An 18422-nucleotide genomic window follows, 5' to 3' on the forward strand; every position below is an offset into this window, starting at 1 on the left:
CACCGTCATCGACAGCTGACCGGGCGTGGTCGTGGGCTCGATCTTCACCGACACGTCGATGCCGCTGCCGGGGTTGTCGTCGGCCAGCGCCGGACTCGTCATGGCGGCGCCGACGAGCGTGACGCCAAGCACCGACGCGGCGAGCAGCTGCGTGGTCTTGTTGATTTTCATGTTCGCTCCAGTCATGGGGGGCGGGGCCGGCCGGCTGTTCGGCCGGCCGGCCCCGGTTGTGGCGGCGCGTGTCTGGCGAAATGCCGGCCACGCGAGCAGAGGGCTGATTTGTCAGACACACCTCGGCGATGTCCACGTCGTGGAGACCGTGGTCACCGCCGGCGCGGTCAGCGGCAGCTGACCGCCGTGTAAGCAGCTCAGCGGCAGCCGGCCGCGGTGTAGTTGGTGTCGTAGGACGTGGTGACCTGCTTGCCGTCGATCGTCGCGGTGCCGGTCACGGTGACCTTGCCGGCGTCGATCTGGGCGGTCCGGGTGTTGAAGGACTGGTAGGCCTGCTTGCCCGGAGCCACGTCGGCCACCGTCTTCTTGCCGAACGGGGTGTTCAGCTCGATCGTGGCCGGCGCGTCGCCGTCGTTGACGGCCGTCACGGCGACGTACACCGAGCTGCCGATGCAGCGCGGCGCGGCCGTCACGGTCAGCTTGACCTCCTGCGAGGTGGTGGCGAAGGACCACGAGTCGATCTCGAAGAGGTCCGCGCCCTCGGGCCCGGCGTAGGTGAAGTACACATCGTGCACGCCGGTGACGCCGTCGAGCACGGCGGTCAGCTTCGTCCACTCGCCGAGCGGCGCGTCGACGGGGATGGTCGCGACCACGGGCGAGGTGCGGCCGTCCAGGCGGACCTGGATCTTGCCGCCGGCCACGAGCGGGCGCACCTTCGCGGTGACGCCGGTGGCGCCGGCCGTGCCGAAGTCGACCTTCGCGAGCGAGGTCCAGTCGCCGTTGTCGATGTCGTGCACCACGAGGTTCGGAGCCTGCGCGCCGAACTCCTCGGAGGCGCCGTCGATTTTCTTCGTCGCGATGCCCTGCTGCCAGGCGATCGTCTCGGCCTCGATCACGCGGTAGGGGTTGAGGTTGCGGACCTGCTCGACGCCCTTGTAGTCGCCCTTCACCTCCTTGATCGTGCCGTCCGCGTTGAAGTCGAGCTTGGCGAGGTGGGGGCTGCGGAAGCCCTGGGTGGCGCCGCCCGTGATGCGGCTGTTGAGCGTCTGGGCGTGGTAGGTGAAGTAGTACTGGTCGCCGAGCTTGAACACCGACTGGTGGTTGTTGCCGCCGGCGCCGAAGTAGGTGCCGGGGTTCTTGAAGATGATGCCCTTGTACGTCTCGGGCGTCCAGGGGCCCATCGGGCTGTCGGCCATGAGGTAGGCGATCGCGCCGGTCGGCGGGCCGTTGGGGTCGACGGGGCCGCCGAACCCGAAGTTCGACGAGTACGAGTAGTAGTACTTGCCCTCGCGCTTGAACAGGTGGCCCGCCTCGAACACGAGCGGCGCGTCGATGACCTCCGCCGAGCCCTTCGTGCTGATCATGTCGTCGCCGAGCCTGATCACGCGGGTGGACTTCGGGTGGTTGGTGTTCTCGGCGCTGCGCGACCCGTCGTCGCCGCCACCGCCGAAGACGAGGTAGCCCTGACCGTCGTCGTCGATGAACACGCCCGGGTCGAACAGCCAGTTGATGCCGTTGGACGCGCCCGGCGTCGCGCTCGTGATGAGCAGGTTGCCGCGCTCGTCGTGCCAGGGGCCGACCGGCGAGTCGCCGACGATGACGCCCGAGCCGCCGCCGTTGTTGGCGAAGTAGAGGAAGAACTTCTCCTTGCCGCCGACGACCTTGCTCTCCATGGCGGGGGCCCACGAGTTGTTCGCGTAGCGGGCGACCCCGTTCGGGCCCGCGACGGGGATCTCGCCGTGGTCGACCCAGTTCACGAGGTCGTCGGACGAGATGACCGTGATCGTGTTGATGCTGGCATAGGTGTTGGTGGAGGAGACCCCGGTGGGACCCGGCTTGTACTCCTGCGTGTCGTTGGTCATGTAGATGTACACGCGGCCGTTGTGGACGAAGGCGTTGCCGTCCGCGCCGAACTTGTGCGAGATGAGTGGGTTGCCCTCGCCGGGGTTCTTGCCGAGCGCCTCGATGGTCGTCGACGGCACGAACTCGGAGACGGACACGTCGTCGACCTTGAAGTCCATCAGGTGAGTGTTCGGGTCACTCGCCGGGTTCGACGTCCAGGGCGTCTCGATGAAGAGCCTGGCGGTCGCGACGCTCTGGCTCGCGGGGATCGTGAACGTGCCCTGGACGAGCCCCCACTGCCCGCGCGCCACCGTCACCGTGCCGACGTTCGTGTACGTCGAGCCGCCGTAGTGCATGGTGGCGAAGAACTGCTTGGTCGCCGGGCTGTTCGGGTTCTCGTACTTGACCCGCGCCGTGATCGCGTACGTCTTGCCGGCCTGCACCTTGCCGGACAGGTCCTGCATCGGGCCGGAGCCGGTCGTCTTCCTGCCGGTGACGAGCACGGCGCTCGATCCGGCGTAGGCGTCCGTCGTGGCCGACAGCGTGGCGCCGTCGGTCGAGTTCCCGTTGTTGACGAACCAGCTGGTGAGGCCGTCCTCGAACCCGCCGTTCACGATGATGTTCGGGCCGGCGGCCTGGACCGGCCCCGCCGTCGCGGCGACCGCCGCGGCCAGCAGGGCGCCGGCGACGGCCGCGGCGGCGACCCGCCGCCGGGCCGCCCTTCCAACGCGCTTCAACACGAAATATCCTCCTTGACCTCAGACTTTTCCGGGGATGAACGGACGGCCCCGGGCGGGTCGGCTCACCCTCGGATGGGGATGGGCGGCCGCCCGCTCTGGCGATCCGAACGACGTGTCATGGGGGGCCGGCCGGCTGGCCGGCCCCGGTTGTGCTGAACGGGTGTCCTCGTGGTGGGGACCGTGGTCACCGCCGGCCGCGGTGTGTGCGGCTCAGCGGCAGGAGGCCGCGGGGTAGGCGGCGTCGTAGGCCGAGGTGACCTGCCTGCCGTCGATCGTGGCGGTGCCCTTCACGGTGACTGTGCCGGCGTCGATCTGGGCGGCCCGGGTGTTGAAGGACTGGTACGCCTGCTTGCCCGGGGCCACGTCGGCCACCGTCTTGGTGCCGTACGGGGTGGTCAGCGTCACCGTCGCCGGCGCGTCCGAGTCGTTGACGGCCGTGACCGCGACGTACGCCGAGGTGCCGATGCAGCGGGTGGTGGCGGTGACGGTGAGCTTGACCTCCGGCGCGGCCGCCTTGAGCGTGCCGAGCCGGGCCAGCTGGTAGCTGAGCGCCCGCTCCGGCGCGTCGATCTGGTTCTGGCTTCCGAACCGCCCGGCCCGCGCCGCCTTCGCGTCGGCGAGCGCGTCCCGCATCGCCGTCCAGGCCTCGGCCGGGTAGCTCCCCTTGTCGAGCGTCTCCGCGTACGCGATGGCCGCGTCGAGCGCGCTCGTGTCGAGCGGCTTGTTCTGCGCGGTCAGCGTGTCGCTGAGCGAGTAGTAGTCGAAGTCGACGTGCCCGCCCTTCTCCTTCGTCGCGTAGTCGAACAGGCCGACGCGGTGCCCCATGAAGTGCGAGAGGCTGCCGTCCAGCGTCTGCGGGCCGACGCGGTCGCCCAGCTTGGTCCACGTCAGCCCGTCGAGGCTGTAGTAGAACGTGGTCCACAGCTGCCCGCTCGGCGACGCGAAGTCGAGGTCCGCCTTCACGTACACCTGGGTCGCGTCTCCCAGCGACACCGTCGTGCCCGGCACGAAGTTCTCGATCGCCGCCTGGTCGATGTCGACCGCGAACGGCTGTCCCCGGTTGACGACGCCGAGGGTGTTCCGGCCGTCGACACGCTTGACCGCGACGTACGAGAATCCGCGGTTGTAGGCGGCCAGGCCGGCGACGTCGCCGTTCTTCATGGCGGAGATGTCCATCTTGGTCTCGACGGACTGCCGCGGCCCGAACGTACGCTGCGACAGCGTGTTCCGCGCCTCCTCGAACCAGGTCAGCTCGTCCCGGCCGGAGAGCTTGCCGTACACGTACTTGCCGGTGACCACCTTGCCGGTCGTCAGTCGCAGCCATCCGTCCCGGTCGGTCAGCGACCAGTACCGGTTGTCGGGGGCGTGGTTCCACTCCCACGCCGGGTCGAGCCGCGACCCGTTGGGGGCGATCTCCTCCGTGGAGGGGCTTTCGGTCGTCACCGGCTGCCCGACGACCGATACGTCGTCGATGAGGTAGTCCACGCTCGACGACGCCGGCTGCGGGTTGGCCCACGGCGTCTCCACCGCGAACTTGAAGTTGTCCACGTTCGCCGTCGCCGGGATCGTGTACTGGCCCGTCACCGTCGTCCACTGGCCGAGGGGAACGTTCCCTGACGCCATCGTCTGGACGCCCGCACCCCAGTCGGCCACCAGGTTGAACCGGATGCTGCTCGGGCCGGAGGTGTACTTGATCCTCGCGGACACGGTGTAGGTCACACCGCGCTGCACCTTCCCGTTCAGGTACTGGTTCGGGCCGGAGCCGTTGAGCGTGCGGTTGCTCACCTTCAGCGCCGCCGCGCCCGCGGCCGGGTCCGTCGTGTCCCGGCTGAGCGTCGCACCGTACTGACCGGCCCACGGTGAGACGTCGGCGGACTCGAACCCGGGGTTCTGCAGCAGTTCGACGCCGATGAGCGAGCCGTCGTACGTGGGCGGCTGCGGGATCGTCCACTGCTCGTCCATGTACGCCTTGTGCGGGGCGTCGTTGGCGAAGTCGTCGGAGGCGACGAGGCTCTTCTGCTGCTCGAAGGTCTCCTCTTCCGGGCTCAGCGTGATCGGCTTGGTGAACGCGCCGCCCACCGGCACGACCCCGTTGGTGCCGAAGGTCGGCCAGCCGTCCTGCCATGTGGCGGGGATGAGCGCCGGGGTGCGCCCGATCGGGAAGTTGTCGCGGAAGAACATGCCGTACCAGTCGGTGCCGCCGTTGCGGGAGATCGGCACGAGGCTGCCCTGGGCGAAGCCGTTGGAGTTGAGCACCCCGCGCGCCTCGTAGGTGTTCGTGCCGTCCGCCGAGGTGTAGCGCCCGAGCAGGTCCTTGGACCGGAACATGACGACCTGGCGGCCCTGCCCGGACGGCCAGGTGATGATGACCACGTAGTAGTAGCCGTTGATGTGGAAGACTTGGGCGCCCTCGAACAGGCCACCGATGAACGGCTTGCCGGCGTAGTCGCTCGCCGCGAAGATGCTCGGAAAGTCCTTGTCGATGCCCGACATGTCGGACTTGAGGCGTACGGCGCTCGTGCTGCCGGAGCCGTAGAAGATGTACGCCGTGCCGTCGTCGTCGAAGAACAGCGACGGGTCGTGCAGGCCGCGGCCGAGGGGCGTGCGCTTCCATGTGCCGTTCTCGACGTCGTCGGTGCTGTAGAGGTAGGCGCCGCCGAGGTTGTTGGTGTTGAAGACCACGTAGAACTTGCCGTCGTGGTAGCGCAGGGACGACGCCCACTGGCCCTGGCCGTAGGAGTTCTGCCCGTTGCGCAGCGAGAACGCGTCGCCGATGTCCGCCCGGTCGAACACGTAGTTGACGATCTGCCAGTTGACGAGATCGTACGACTTCATGATCGGTGCGCCCGGGCTCAGGTGCATCGTCGTGCTGATCATGTAGTAGACGTCCCGGTGCTCCTTGTTCTCGGCGGCGGGGACGCGCTCCACGCTGATGTCGGGCACGTCGGCGTTGGTGATCGGCACGGTGTAGGTGCCGTCGCCCTTGTCGGTCGAGGTGTACGACGGCTTCGGCGACCACGCGGTGGCGGCACTGGCCACACCGCCCGCGGGAACGAGGGCGGCGCTGAGCAGCATGCCGACGGTCGCGAGCGGGACTGCCTTCGACCGCCGGGAGATCGCCGGAGCGCTCGCCGCGTATCGGCGCTTGCTGGGCACGGAAGACTCCTATGGGGGGTGATGTCAGGCAATGCCTGACGAGCATGGGCGTGGATTCCGAGGGAACAGCGGGTGATGGCGGGTGGGCGGACCGCCGGTCCGCGGAGGAGGACGCGTCCCGCGTGTGGCTCGGCCGGCGTGACCGTCCCGCGGAGAGGGGCCGGAGCGCGAGGGCGCGGTGAAGGCGAGTCCTACCGGTGGCGCCGCGTGACGCTCATCTCTGGAGCGCGGTTAAGGCGGCCACGAGGCGGGTGTCCATGAGGGAGACGCGGTTCGTACGGGTGAGTCGACGCGGAGCGTTCCCGCCGAGCGGTGGGGGCTGAGCTGTGACAGGGGGGACCGCTCTCATGAGTGGGGGGCTCCTCATGGTGTTAGCGCTAACATTTTTGGTGGGGGTGCACATCGGGTGTTGTCGTGACCGTAGGCGGGACGACCCGCACTGTCAAGACTGTGAGACGTGCATCGAGATGAGTAATGGTCTGTCCGTAAATCCCGATCCTGTCGGGCGGTACGTGGGTGGCCACAGGGTCCGCGAGGTCGTCGATCGACGGTGGCGGCATGGGAGCCGGTTCGTGCCGCTTTGTGGTGTTCGATGACAATCTGATGACGCAACTCTCCCTGATAGTGATCAAGGCCGTACCATCCTTGATGTACGACGAAGGGGAGTTTTGTGGACGAGCGTAAGGCGCCGGCGGGCATCGACCCGTTCACGCCCAGCGTTGCCCGGATGTATGACTACTACCTGGGCGGCAAGGACAATTTCGCGGCGGATCGCGAGGCCGCCGAGAAGATCATCGAGATCCTGCCCAACCTTCCCGACATCGCCCGGGAGAACCGCGAGTTCCTGATCCGGGCCGTCACCTACCTCACGCGGCAGGGCATCCGCCAGTTCCTCGACGTCGGCGCCGGGCTGCCGACGCAGCGCAACGTCCACCAGGTCGCCCAGGAACTGGCCCCGGAGTCCCGGGTCGTCTACGTGGACAACGACCCCATCGTCCTCGTCCACGCCCGCGCCATCCTCGCCGAGAACGAGCGGGTGCGCGCGGTCGAGGCGGACATGCGCGACCCCGAGGCGCTGCTGCGGCATCCGGAGGTCCGGGAGCACATCGACTTCTCCCAGCCGCTCGCCGTCCTCCTGCTCGGCGTGCTGCACTTCGTCCCGGACGACGACGAGGCCATGAAGATCGTCACCGCGCTTCGAGACCCGCTCGTGCCGGGCGGTTACCTGGTCGTGTCGCACGGCTCTCTCGGCGACCTGAGCGATGACCAGGAGGAGGAGGGCCGCAAGGTCTTCAGCCGGACCTCGGTCCCCGGCACCACTTCCCGGTCGTCCGACCAGATCCGCGCGTTCTTCGACGGCCTCGACATGGTCGAGCCGGGAGTGGTGCCGCTGCAGGAGTGGCGGCCGGACACCGACCACCCCTTCGTGCGGGAAGGCAAGGCGGGCGCGCTCGGCGGCGTGGGCCGCGTCCGCTGACGCCGCATCGGGGCGCGATGCCCCGGTGACGGGGGCGACGGCGCGGCGCGGGTCAGGGCCACAGCCCTGTCAGCTCCAGCGCCTCCGCGGGCGAGGCGGCGTGCCGTACGCCCGGGACGGGATCTCCCCGCTGGTCGAGGATCCGCCAGCCGCCGAGCTGTACGACGGGAACCCGGCCCCGGCGCATGGCGAGGGCGACCTCGGAGAGGGTGCCCCAGGAGCCGCCGACGACGATCACGGCCTCTCCGGAGTTCACGATGACGGTGTTGCGCGCCTCGCCGGCTCCGGTGGGGATCACGATGCTCAGATCGGGGTTGGCGTGGTCGCGGTCGGCGCGGGACAGGATGCCGACCACGATCCCGCCGGCGGAGCGCGCCCCGGCCGCCACCGCGGCCATCACTCCGGTGTAACCGCCGCAGATCACCACCGCGCCGCGCTCGGCCAGCAGCCGGCCGACCTCGCGCGCGTCGCGCTCGTCCTCGGCCGTGCAGTCGCGGGGTCCGCACACCGCTACCTGAATCGCCACTTCGCGATCATTTCATCCGTGGCCGACGCCGGCGGCCGGGACTCCCCGGAGCCGCCGCGAGCCCGGGGGCCGACGGCCTCGCGACGGTGCGGAGCGCGGTCCCCGGCGTGACGCCGGTTTCCGGATGCGCGTGACCTCAATCACTTTCTCGCATTCCGATGGGATGCGCGCGTGACCTATATCACCGTCCACATCTTCCTTAAGTAGTAGAAAGTTCACGGAACAAAACTCCGTTACATTTGTTTCACGCATTGTTCGGCCGGTTGAAATCTCTGCTTGCCATGTGGCGGATAACGCTCCCGGTCCTCTGGCAGTGCGTTGCCGTGACCCTGTACAGCAGGTTCAGCTGCGGAAACAACAGCGGTCGATGTGATCGAAGCCACATGGCCGCGCATATCTGCCGATCTCGTGGCGCAGTCGGGGCGATAGTCATGAAACCGCTTTCATCGGTGTGCGACACGCCGATTTTCCGATCGCGCACTCTGTCGAACAACACGGATTCCGCAAATTTCAGAACTTCGCGGAAAAACCTAGCCTGTTTTGCGTAGTGATCATCTCGACCACTCGGGAGACAACCCTTGCGAAGTTCATCCGTGGCCGCCGCCCTCACGGCGGCCGCCCTCCTCGGCCCGCTCGCCGCGTCCGCCGCGGCGCAGACCGCGCCTCAGAGCCCCTCGACTCCTTCGGCCTCCTCCGGGACCTCCGGTTCTTCCGCGGCGACGGGAGCCGCCGCGGCGCCGGCGGCCGGTGACCACACCGTCACCCTCGTCACCGGCGACAGGGTGCGTGCCCGGCTGGAGAGCCACGACCTGCGCGTCCTGTCGGTCGAGCCGGGCGAGGGCCGCACCGGCGTCACCTTCGCCGTCACCGACCGCGGCGACCAGGTCTCGGTGATCCCGTCGGACGCGGCCTCCCTCATCCGGGCGGGGCGGCTCGACCCCCAGCTCTTCGAGGTGGGCACGCTGATCGCGGACGGCTACGACGACGAGCACAGCCAGGCCGTCCCGGTCATGACCACCTACCGCAAGAGCGCGACCTCGGAGAACGCCGAGCGGGCCCGTGCCGTCTTCGGCGGCGCGGCCAAGCGCCGCCACGTGTTCCCCCGCCTGGGCATCAGCGCGTTCGCCATCGGGAAGAAGTCCGCGCACGAGGGCTGGCGCGGCCTCACCGGCGGCTCCGCCAAGCCCACCGGCCTGCAGGGCGGCGTCACCAAGCTGTGGCTCGACGGCAGGGTGACGGCCGGGCTCGACCGGAGCGTTCCGCACATCGGCGCGCCGACCGCGTGGGCGAGCGGGTACGACGGCACCGGCGTCAAGGTCGCGGTGCTGGACAGCGGGTACGACACCGACCACCCCGACCTGCAGAACAAGGTCGTCGCCTCCGCCGACTTCACCGGCAACGCGAACGGCGTCGAGGACGGCAACTCACACGGCACGCACACCGCCTCCACCGTCGCCGGGACCGGCGCGGCCTCCGGGGGCCGCTACAAGGGGGTCGCCCCCGGCGCGGACCTGGTCGTCGGCAAGGTCCTCGACGACGGGAACTCGGGCTACGACTCCTGGATCATCGCGGGGATGAACTGGGCGGTCGGCGAGCAGGACGCCAAGATCGTCAGCATGAGCATCGTGAGCGATCCCGCGCGCGCCGACCACCCGATCGCGGCGGCGATCAACAGCCTGACCGCGGAGCACGACGCGCTGTTCGTGGTCTGCTCGGGCAACTCCGGGCCCGGCACGTCCACCATCAGCTCCATCGGCGTCGCCGACAAGGCGCTGACCGTGGGCGCGGTGGACCTGAACGACACCGTGGCGGACTTCTCCAGCCGAGGTCCCGTCGGCGAGCAGGGGCTGAAGCCGGACATGACCGCGCCCGGCGTGAACATCACCGCGGCCGTGCCCGGTGGCGGCTACGGCGCGAAGGACGGATGCTCGATGGCGACCCCGCACGTCGCCGGGACGGCCGCGCTCGTCAAGCAGCGCCACCCCGCCTGGGGCGCGCAGCGACTCAAGGACGCCCTGATGGGCACGACCGCGGCGGCGGCCGGGTCGAGCCCCTACGCGTACGGCACCGGCCGGGTCGACGCGGCCCGCGCGGTGAGCCAGCAGGTCACGGCGAACCCGCCGAGCGCGGCCCTGTCGGTCACCGCCGCCCAGCCCACGGCCACGCGGATCGTGACCTACACCAACGACGCCGCCACGCCCGTCACGCTGGGCCTGGCCGTGTCCGCCACCGGCTCCACCGGCGGCACGCCCGCCCCGGCCGGCCTGTTCACCCTGAGCGCCGACCAGGTCACGGTGCCCGCCAACGGCACCGCGCAGGTCACCGTCACCCTGCATCAGGTCGACGCCGCGAACAGCCTCTACGGCGGTGTGCTGACCGCCACGTCGTCCGGCGGCGTCTCGGTGCGCACGTCGCTCGGCGGGCTCATCGAGGCGACCTCCACCTTCACGACCACGGTCCGCGTCCACTACGACCCGGGCGCCGGCAACCGGATCACCCTGCGCGGCGACGCGCCGCTGAGCTGGACCGGCGGGCGGGACTGCGTCAGCAGGGCGGCCGGCCTGTGGGAGTGCGGGATCGACGTTCCCGTGGGGCAGCAGTTCTACTACAAGCCCCTGGTCAACGACGGCCTTTGGGCCGCCGGTGCCAACTACCGCGGCGTCGGCGGGCAGACCTACGACGTGTACCCCACCTTCCCGTAAGAGACTGAGGAACCCCCGGCCGGGCGTCCCGCCCCGCCGGGGGTCTTCGTGTTCACAGGCCGCGCGGCGCCGCCGCGACACACCGCGTGGTCGCCGCCCGCGAGGAGGGCGCCGGCTCAGGGCCGCTCCGCCACGAGCGCGGTGATCCGGCCGACCAGGCCGGGCACGTCGGCGTCCGGCGCCGGGTCGAGCTGCCAGCAGGCGAGTCGCACTGACGCCTCGACCACCGCCTTCGCCCGTTCGTGGCGGCGGTCCATGAACGCGTCGAACAACCGCTGGTCGAGCCGGTCGGCGGCCAGCAGCAGCTCGGCCAGGACGGCGGCGTCCTCCAGGCACTGGGCCGCCCCCTGCGCGAGGGTGGGCGGGCAGGCGTGCGCGGCGTCGCCGATGAGCACGACGCGGCCGCGGTTCCACGGCCGGTCCACCAGCAGCGACTCGAACCACGTGTAGTTGATGCGCTCCGGGTCGGTGATGTCCTCGCGGATCTCGTCCCAGGGCCCGCCGTACCCCTCGGCGAGGGCCCGCATGTGCGCGACCTTGTCGCCGACGGCCTCCCGTGGGCGGGCCTTTTCCACGAGGTAGGCGTACATGCTGTCCGGGCCGGTCGGGCAGTAGCCCGCGGTGAAGCAGGGACCGCCGTAGATGAGGTCGGTGCGCTCGATTTCCACGGGACGGCGGGTGTGGACCCGCCAGATGCCCATGCCGGTCGGCCGCGGAGCGGTGTCGATCCCGATCAGCCCGCGCACCGCGGAACGGATGCCGTCCGCGCCCACGACCAGGTCGTACGTGCCGGTGGTGCCGTCGGAGAAACGCACGACGACGGCGTCGCCGGTGTCGGTCAGCGCCTCGGCGGTCACTCCGAACAGGGTCCGCGCCCCGGCCTCGCGTACGGCGCCGGCGAGGACGGCCGCCAGTTCCGGGCGGTTGATGCCGAGCGCGGAAGGCAGGCCGGGGCCGCCGGTGCGCGCGTCGGGTATCTCCGCGAGCAGCGTCCCGTCCGGGGCGCGCAGCCCCACCGAATCGAACGGGAAGCCCGCGGCGGCGACCCGGTCCCAGACGCCGAGATCGCGCAGCACCCGCAGGGCGTTGCCCTGCAGGCTGATGCCCGAGCCGAGCGTGGTGATCCCGGGCTGGATCTCCGCGATGTCCACGGTGACGCCGGCGCGGGCGAGCGGGATCGCCAGGGCCGATCCGGCGATGCCGCCACCGACGATCAGAACGGTGCCTACTGCTGACATGGGGGGGTCCTATCCGATGGTGAGAGACGCACCCGATCACGGAGGACGGCCGGTCGGTGGCGCCTCGGCGTCATCTACGTGGGCGTACCTCGGCGATCCGGCGACACGAGTCGGACGGGTGAATGCCGATAGCGATATTCGGACGACCGTTATCGGTAATCAATGATGACTGGTAAAGGGGCGCTCGCCGTTGACAATAGGCGTTGACTCATCGGCGTGCGGTCCAGTATAGGAATCGTGATCACATTCGGCAATGTCTCCGCTTTGCGTGAGCGTTCGCTCGCCGCCGCGCCCGCCCCTCCGCCGGCTCTCCTCGTTTCCGGTCACCGCCGGGCCGGAACGGGCTTCGGCCGATGAGCTCCGGCGCCTTGGCCGGGGCGTTCGCATCGCCGGGCACCTCGACCCGGGCGCCCGACCGCGGGCCGGGCCTTCGTGCCGTGCCGCGGACGTAGGTGAAACAGCAGGCATCCGCAGGCTCGGGAAACCGATCGCCGGAGAACCGGGAGCAGCCGCCGGAAATCGCGATCACCCTGTCATGTTCGCAGCACCCGCTGACTCGGTGATGACTTTCGCGAAAATACTCGCGATCCGCTCGAGCTCATTGGCGATGGTTCCCGGCGAGGCACGTTCACTACGATCGAGCATGATCTGCACGCGGGTTCGCGGGAGGGCATGTGCCGGTGTCGTTCGTGTGCCGGGGTTGTGGCGCGGTGCTGACCGCGCCCGTGGTGAGAGTCGCACTTCCCGCCCACGCGCACCAAAGGTACGGCCATGACCTGCTTCCCGCTCTGATGGAACCGGGGACGTACGCCGTGGACCCGGAGCCGTCCGGGTGGCCCTGGCGGCCATGGGAGGAGGTCGGCGCGCGGGAAGCCGAGACCCGGGGCGTGTACGCGCCGGTGTACTCGCTGTCGTACGGGCCGCGGGGAGCGATCGCGGTCTCGCCGGGCGACGTCCGTGGGACCGTTCTGATCCGCGGGCGGTGCGACGGCCTCTGCTGCGGCCTCGACAGCAGGAACGGGCCGAACCTGGCCTGTGAGCGGTGCGGGCGCGAAGTGGCGACTCGGATCGACGACTGTTCGTACTGGCATGTGGTGTGGCTGGATCCGCGGGTGGTTCGCGCGGCCGGCGCCGACGGGCCCGCGCGTCGCGTGCTCGCCTGGGAGGAACTACGCGACGGACAGGCGGAGATTCCACCGGTCGAGCCGAAAGGGGCCTGGAGCCCGGTCTGGGAGGCCGCGGTCGCGGCGGCGCTGGCCCACCTCCTTGCGGAGTCCGGCGGTGCGCGGGTGGGCGTACCGACCGGTGCGGTCGCCGAGGTGTTCGGTCCGGTGCTCGACGTCCTGCTTCCGCCGGGGCCGCCGATGAAAAGCCTGTCCCTGGCGGGGCCGGGGCTGCCTGCCGCGGCCCCGGACATCGCCCTGGTTCCGCGGCATCCGCAGACCGGCGAGGCGTGGCCGTACGATGCGGGGGCGGCGGTGCCGTTGATGGCCGAGGTGTGGACGTATCTGGCCTTCCACGACGACCGGCGGCTCATCGCCGTTGCGGGCGGGCGAGCCGGGGCCGCCTGCCACGATGCTCCTGTGCCGCTGCTGCCGTACGGCCCGTTCCGGCCCGACTGGGACGTGTTCCTCTACACACTGGTACGGCTGCCGGAGGTTCGCGAGCCGTGGCTGCGCGCGGTCTACGACCGCGTGAAAGAGGGTCGCTACAGCCGCCCCTTCCTGTGAAGTCCACCTGCACCGCCCCTGCCGGGCGGACAGTCGCCGGCCAGCGAACGGGCAGCGAGGGGACAGTCCCGGTTGCGAGTGTCAAGCCGCGGCCCCGCGGGGGCCGCGGCACACCGGCACACTCGTCAGCGAGAAGGTTCCTCATGATCGAAGCGCACGGGCTGACCAAGCGCTACGGCGGCAAGGTCGCCGTCGACAACCTGAGTTTCACCGTCAGGCCCGGCGTCGTCACCGGCTTCCTCGGCCCGAACGGAGCCGGCAAGTCGACCACGATGCGGATGATCCTCGGCCTGGACGCCCCCAGCGCCGGGCAGGCCACCGTCAACGGCCGCCGCTACACCTTGCACGCGGCACCGCTCCACGAGGTCGGCGCGCTGCTGGAGGCCAGGGCGGTCCACCACGGAAGGTCGGGCTACGACCACCTGCGCGCCCTGGCCGCCACCACCGGCATCTCGCGGCGGCGCGTCGACGAGGTGATCGACCTGGTGGGCCTGGGCGAGGTGGCGCACAAAAGGGTCGGCGGTTTCTCGCTCGGCATGGGCCAGCGGCTGGGCATCGCGTCCGCGCTGCTCGGCGACCCGGCGACGCTGATCCTCGACGAGCCCGTCAACGGCCTCGACCCCGAGGGCATCCTGTGGATCCGCACCTTGCTCAGGAGGCTGGCCGCCGAGGGACGCACGGTCTTCGTGTCGTCGCACCTGATGAGCGAGATGGCGCTGACGGCGGAGCAACTGATCATCGTCGGCCGGGGGCGGCTGATCGCCGACGTTCCGGTGGCGGACGTCGTCCGCGGCTCCTCCCGCCCGGCAACGCGCGTCCGGTCTCCACAGGCCGACCGGCTGCGCGACCTGCTGGCCGGTCCGGACGTGACGGTCACCGGCGACGGGACCGGCGTCCTCGACGTGCACGGCCTCGGCGGCGAGGCCGTCGGGCGGATCGCCGCGCGGCACGGCGTGACCCTGTACGAGCTGACCCCGGTGCACGTGTCGCTGCGGAGGAGGCGTTCATGGAGCTGACCCGCGACGCGGTCGAGTATCACGGCGTCACCGGCCACGGCCCGGCCGGTGCGGAAAGGAGTGCGGCATGAGCGCCGCGAACGTCACTGCGAACGTCACTGCGAACGTCGCTGTGAACGTCACCGGGCCCCGGGGTACGGCCGGGCCGGCGGTGGACCGCCACCGGGTCACGCAGGGCCGGGTCCTGCGGTCCGAGTGGATCAAGCTGTGGTCGCTGCGGTCGACCGTGTACACCCTCGTCGCGGCGGTCGTGACGACGATCGGGGCGGGAATCCTGCTCTGTGCGTTCCTGGCGGGTCAGGCGGCACTGCCCGGTTCGCCGCACGAGGCCCTGTTCGACCCGGCGGGCGCCAGTCTGCGCGGAGTGTCCCTCGCCCAGCTCGCCGTCGGCGTGCTCGGCGTACTGCTGGTCACCGCCGAGTACTCCACCGGCATGATCCGCGCCACGCTGTCCGCGGTGCCTCGCAGGCTCCCGGTCCTGTGGGCCAAGGCGGGCGTGTTCGGCGTCGTCGCGGCCGTCCTGATGATCGCGGCGTCGGCGGCGGCCTTCCTGTTCGGCCAGGCGGTCCTGGGGGAGCGGGGCACCACTCTCGCGGCGGACGGCGTCGCCCGCGCCGTCGCCGGGGCCGGGCTGTACCTGACGGTCGTGGGGCTGCTCGGGGTGGGGCTCGGCTTCATCCTCCGCAACACCGCGGGCGCCGTCGCCACGCTGTTCGGGTTGCTGCTGGTGCTGCCGACCCTCGGCGAGGTGCTGCCGGCCGGCTGGGCCAGGCACGTGGTGCCCTATCTGCCGTCCAACGCCGGTCAGGTGATCATGTCCGTGCATCCGGCGCCCGGCGACCTGGCGCCGTGGACCGGGTTCGCGGTCTTCTGCGGCTACGCCGCGGCCACGATCGCCGTCGCTGCGGTCCTGCTGAAGCGCCGCGACGCCTGACCGGCCACTCGGGCCGGGGCGTACGCGCGGATCGCGACGGCGCCGGCCGGTGGAGACCGCCGGGGTGAGCCGATGGAGGCGCGCACCTGCCCCGGCCCTACACTTCCGCAGATGAAAAGCGACAAATCGTTCATTGGAACCCCGTGTGTGGTGCACGCGGCGGCCCTGGCCGACGCCGACCTCGACGCGGACCCGCTCGACCCCGCCCAGATCGTGTCCGGCGCTCCGGAGGTCCGTCATCTGGAGCTGGCGTCGGGCACGGACCTGGCGGTGGGCGTCTGGCAGCACGGGCCGGGTGTGAGCACCGACACCGAGGCGGACGAGGTCTTCGTCGTGCTCGGCGGCAGCGCGACGATCGAGGTCGAGGACGGGCCGGTGCTCGACGTGGGTCCCGGGGACGTCGTCCTGATGCCCGCCGGCGCACGCACCGTGTGGACGGTGCACGAGACCCTCCGCAAGGTGTACGCGGTGCGCACCTGATCACCGCACGGCGTCCCGGCCGCGAGAGACGCGCGTCGGCCGGTCGTCAGCCTCCGGGCGGGAAGGGCACGTGGACGCGGCCCTCGGTGTGCATGAGCTCGAACATCCTGCGCATCGACGCGGCGTCGTTGAGATGCGGGAACGGGCCGTCCGGGGGAGCGGTGACCCCGAGAAAGGCGCACAGCGGTCCCCATCCCTCGCGCACGTCGAAGACCAGGAGCCGTTCGGCGGGAAGAGCGGCCCGCACCGCGGCGACGTGCCGGTGATAGGCCGCGACCGCCCGGTCCTCGTCCGGTACGCGACCGGGCCGCCAGTCCTCCTCGAAGACCGACCTGCCGATCCGCTCGAAGAGCGGCCGGAGGCGTGTCATCGCGGCGACGACGGGACGGACGGCCTCGGGCGCATCGTCCTCCCGCATCGGCCCGCGGGCACTGAGCGAACCCAGCATCCGGAAGCTGGCATACCAGCTGTCCGGGTCGCGGACCGTGAGGACGACCTTGGCGTCCGGGTAGGCCCCCGCCAGCTCCCGCCAGAAGAAACTGGCGGGCCAGTCCACGCAGGACCGGAAGCCCGCGAAGACCCGTTCCCAGCTGAGCGGTCCGCCCGAGCCGGCCGGCAGCCACCGCTCGGCGAGCTCCGGGTGACGCAGGATCTCGAAGGTGTGGTAGCAGGGCCCGAAGCCGAGCCGTTCCAGGGCCGCCTTCGTCGATGTCGTCCCGGTGCGCGGCAGTCCCGCGCCGATGACCTCCAGCATGTCCAGGCTCCCGTCGTCGTCGTCGCGGCCGCGCCGGCGCGGCCCGCGTGGTCCCCGCCGGTACGGCCCGCGCGCCGGCCGGACCGGGCTTCGCGGAACATGCCCGCCCGGGGGCCGTATTCACGGAGTGCCGCCCCTCCGGGCGACTGCAATCTTTCAGCTCTTCTATGAAACTTTCCAGCTCCCGGCATCTCGGCCTACCGGATGGTGCTTCTGACCTGCCTCTCCGTTGCCGGGTGGATTCCCCGTACACCTGCGGCTTGAGGGGCTGAAAAGTTTCAGGCACTCTTCGAAAACATTAAATGTCGCCGGATCCGGTGGAGGCGCGGCCGATGTCCGGGATGTCGGAGCGGTACGGGGAGCCCGATCTCGGGTGGCATGGCCACACGTCCGGATCGGCGCAACCGGAGGAAGGACAGCTCACGTGAGACGACGCATCGTGGCCTTACTGGCCGCCGTGCTGATGCCCGTGGTCGCGGCGACCACGTTGCTGGTCACCCAACCGGCCGCCGCGGCCTCGCTGACCCGGGTGACCGGTTTCGGCAACAACCCGAGCAACCTGAACATGTACATCTACGTGCCGGACCGGGTGGCCGCCCGGCCCGCGCTGCTGGTCGCCGTCCACTACTGCACGGGCACCGCGTCGGCGCTTTTCGGCGGATATTTCCGCGACTACGTCACCGCGGCCGACCAGTACGGGTTCATCATCGTGTTCCCGGAGGCCACGCGCAGCGGGCAGTGCTTCGACGTGTACTCGCCGCAGGCGCTGAAGCGGGGCGGCGGCAGCGACCCGGTCGGCATCATGTCGATGGTCGACTACGCCAAGTCGCGGTACAACGTGGACCCCGGCCGCGTCTACGTCAGCGGCGTCTCCTCCGGCGCGATGATGACGAACGTGCTGGCGGCCGAATATCCGGACGTCTTCGCGGCGGGCTCGGCCTTCATGGGCGTCCCGGCGGGCTGCTTCGCCACCACCGACGGCTCCACCTGGAACAGCCAGTGCTCCGGCGGGCAGAGCATCAAGTCCGCCCAGCAGTGGGGTGACCTGGCCCGTTCGATGTACTCCGGCTACAGCGGCTCCTACCCGCGCATGCAGTTGTGGCACGGCACCACCGACACCACGCTCGCCTATCCCAACTTCGGCGAAGAGATCAAGCAGTGGACCAACCTCCACGGCGTCAGCCAGACGCCGGCGTCCACCGACAGTCCCTCGTCGGGCTGGACCCGCAGCCGTTACGGCAGCACCGGCACCCAGCCGCCGGTCGAGGGCGTCAGCGTCTCCGGACAGGGTCACTCGCTGCCGCTCAACGGCATGATCTCCTATGCGATCGACTTCCTCGGTCTCAACAACACCACGCCGACCTCGCCGTCGCCTTCGCCCTCGCCGTCGCCCACGCCTCCGGACAACCCGTCGCCGAGCCCGTCCCCGAGCCCGTCGGCAGGCCCGACCGGCGGCCCGCCGGCCTCGACTCTCGGCGCGGCTGCGGCCCGCAGCGGCCGCTATTTCGGTACGGCGATCAGCGCGAACAAGCTGGGCGACTCGAACTACACCACGATCGCGAACCGTGAGTTCAACATGATCACGGCTGAGAACGAGATGAAGCCCGACGCGACCGAGCCGCAGCCGGGGCAGTTCAACTTCACCAACGCCGACCG

Annotated in this window: 12 protein-coding genes; 7 read left to right on the plus strand and 5 right to left on the minus strand. The window is 70.4% G+C overall.

Annotated features, from left to right (window positions below; all coding sequences use genetic code 11):
- Window positions 1-368: 368 nt before the first annotated feature.
- Both AB0O28_RS39105 and AB0O28_RS39110 read right to left on the minus strand, forming a co-directional pair.
- Window positions 369-2753 (minus strand): family 43 glycosylhydrolase, encoded by a 2385-nt coding sequence (locus AB0O28_RS39105; protein WP_363647958.1) that lies wholly within the window; start codon window positions 2751-2753, stop codon window positions 369-371.
- A gap of 210 nt (window positions 2754-2963) precedes the next feature.
- Window positions 2964-5909, minus strand: a complete 2946-nt coding sequence (locus tag AB0O28_RS39110) for a family 43 glycosylhydrolase (protein ID WP_363647960.1) — start codon at window positions 5907-5909, stop codon at window positions 2964-2966.
- A 670-nt stretch (window positions 5910-6579) separates the two neighbouring features.
- Between AB0O28_RS39110 and AB0O28_RS39115 the strand changes: the two genes are divergently transcribed.
- The gene (locus tag AB0O28_RS39115) at window positions 6580-7386 is read left to right on the plus strand and encodes an SAM-dependent methyltransferase (RefSeq protein ID WP_363647962.1); all 807 of its coding nucleotides are present in this window, start codon (window positions 6580-6582) and stop codon (window positions 7384-7386) included.
- Between the two features lie 52 nt (window positions 7387-7438).
- Here the strand turns inward: AB0O28_RS39115 and AB0O28_RS39120 are convergent, their stop codons facing one another.
- A complete protein-coding gene (locus AB0O28_RS39120; protein ID WP_363647964.1) occupies window positions 7439-7912 on the minus strand; it encodes a TIGR00725 family protein in 474 nt (157 codons plus the stop codon).
- 578 nt (window positions 7913-8490) lie between these two features.
- Between AB0O28_RS39120 and AB0O28_RS39125 the strand changes: the two genes are divergently transcribed.
- The gene (locus tag AB0O28_RS39125; protein WP_363647966.1) at window positions 8491-10614 is read left to right on the plus strand and encodes a S8 family serine peptidase; all 2124 of its coding nucleotides are present in this window, start codon (window positions 8491-8493) and stop codon (window positions 10612-10614) included.
- 116 nt (window positions 10615-10730) lie between these two features.
- Here AB0O28_RS39125 and AB0O28_RS39130 read toward each other — a convergent pair whose 3' ends face one another.
- Window positions 10731-11852, minus strand: coding sequence for an FAD-dependent monooxygenase (locus tag AB0O28_RS39130; RefSeq protein WP_363647968.1), 1122 nt, complete (start codon window positions 11850-11852; stop codon window positions 10731-10733).
- 728 nt (window positions 11853-12580) lie between these two features.
- Between AB0O28_RS39130 and AB0O28_RS39135 the strand changes: the two genes are divergently transcribed.
- The 4 genes from AB0O28_RS39135 (at window position 12581) to AB0O28_RS39150 (ending at window position 16012) form a co-directional block, all read left to right on the plus strand.
- The gene (locus AB0O28_RS39135) at window positions 12581-13582 is read left to right on the plus strand and encodes a hypothetical protein (protein WP_363647970.1); all 1002 of its coding nucleotides are present in this window, start codon (window positions 12581-12583) and stop codon (window positions 13580-13582) included.
- A gap of 143 nt (window positions 13583-13725) precedes the next feature.
- Window positions 13726-14598 carry an ATP-binding cassette domain-containing protein gene (locus AB0O28_RS39140; RefSeq protein ID WP_363647972.1) on the plus strand — a complete coding sequence of 291 codons (873 nt, stop codon included), beginning with the start codon at window positions 13726-13728 and terminating at the stop codon, window positions 14596-14598.
- Window positions 14599-14665: 67 nt separating this feature from the next.
- On the plus strand, window positions 14666-15532 hold the full coding sequence (locus AB0O28_RS39145; protein ID WP_363647974.1) for an ABC transporter permease: 867 nt from the start codon (window positions 14666-14668) through the stop codon (window positions 15530-15532).
- A gap of 111 nt (window positions 15533-15643) precedes the next feature.
- A complete protein-coding gene (locus AB0O28_RS39150; RefSeq protein WP_363647976.1) occupies window positions 15644-16012 on the plus strand; it encodes a cupin domain-containing protein in 369 nt (122 codons plus the stop codon).
- A 46-nt stretch (window positions 16013-16058) separates the two neighbouring features.
- Here AB0O28_RS39150 and AB0O28_RS39155 read toward each other — a convergent pair whose 3' ends face one another.
- Window positions 16059-16766 (minus strand): sulfotransferase family protein, encoded by a 708-nt coding sequence (locus tag AB0O28_RS39155; RefSeq protein WP_363647978.1) that lies wholly within the window; start codon window positions 16764-16766, stop codon window positions 16059-16061.
- 424 nt (window positions 16767-17190) lie between these two features.
- Between AB0O28_RS39155 and AB0O28_RS39160 the strand changes: the two genes are divergently transcribed.
- On the plus strand, window positions 17191-18422 hold a 1232-nt coding region (locus AB0O28_RS39160), incomplete at its 3' end, for a PHB depolymerase family esterase (RefSeq protein WP_363647980.1).

Origin of the sequence: Microbispora sp. NPDC088329, from assembly GCF_040685655.1 — a bacterium.
Classification (GTDB): domain Bacteria; phylum Actinomycetota; class Actinomycetes; order Streptosporangiales; family Streptosporangiaceae; genus Microbispora.

What these genes read in the sequence shown, in the direction of transcription:
- AB0O28_RS39130 (WP_363647968.1), bottom strand. Translation starts at nt 11,852, where the DNA reads ATGTCAGCAGTAGGCACCGTTCTGATCGTCGGTGGCGGCATCGCCGGA.
- AB0O28_RS39140 (WP_363647972.1), top strand. Translation starts at nt 13,726, where the DNA reads ATGATCGAAGCGCACGGGCTGACCAAGCGCTACGGCGGCAAGGTCGCC.
- AB0O28_RS39145 (WP_363647974.1), top strand. Translation starts at nt 14,666, where the DNA reads ATGAGCGCCGCGAACGTCACTGCGAACGTCACTGCGAACGTCGCTGTG.
- AB0O28_RS39150 (WP_363647976.1), top strand. Translation starts at nt 15,644, where the DNA reads ATGAAAAGCGACAAATCGTTCATTGGAACCCCGTGTGTGGTGCACGCG.
- AB0O28_RS39155 (WP_363647978.1), bottom strand. Translation starts at nt 16,766, where the DNA reads ATGCTGGAGGTCATCGGCGCGGGACTGCCGCGCACCGGGACGACATCG.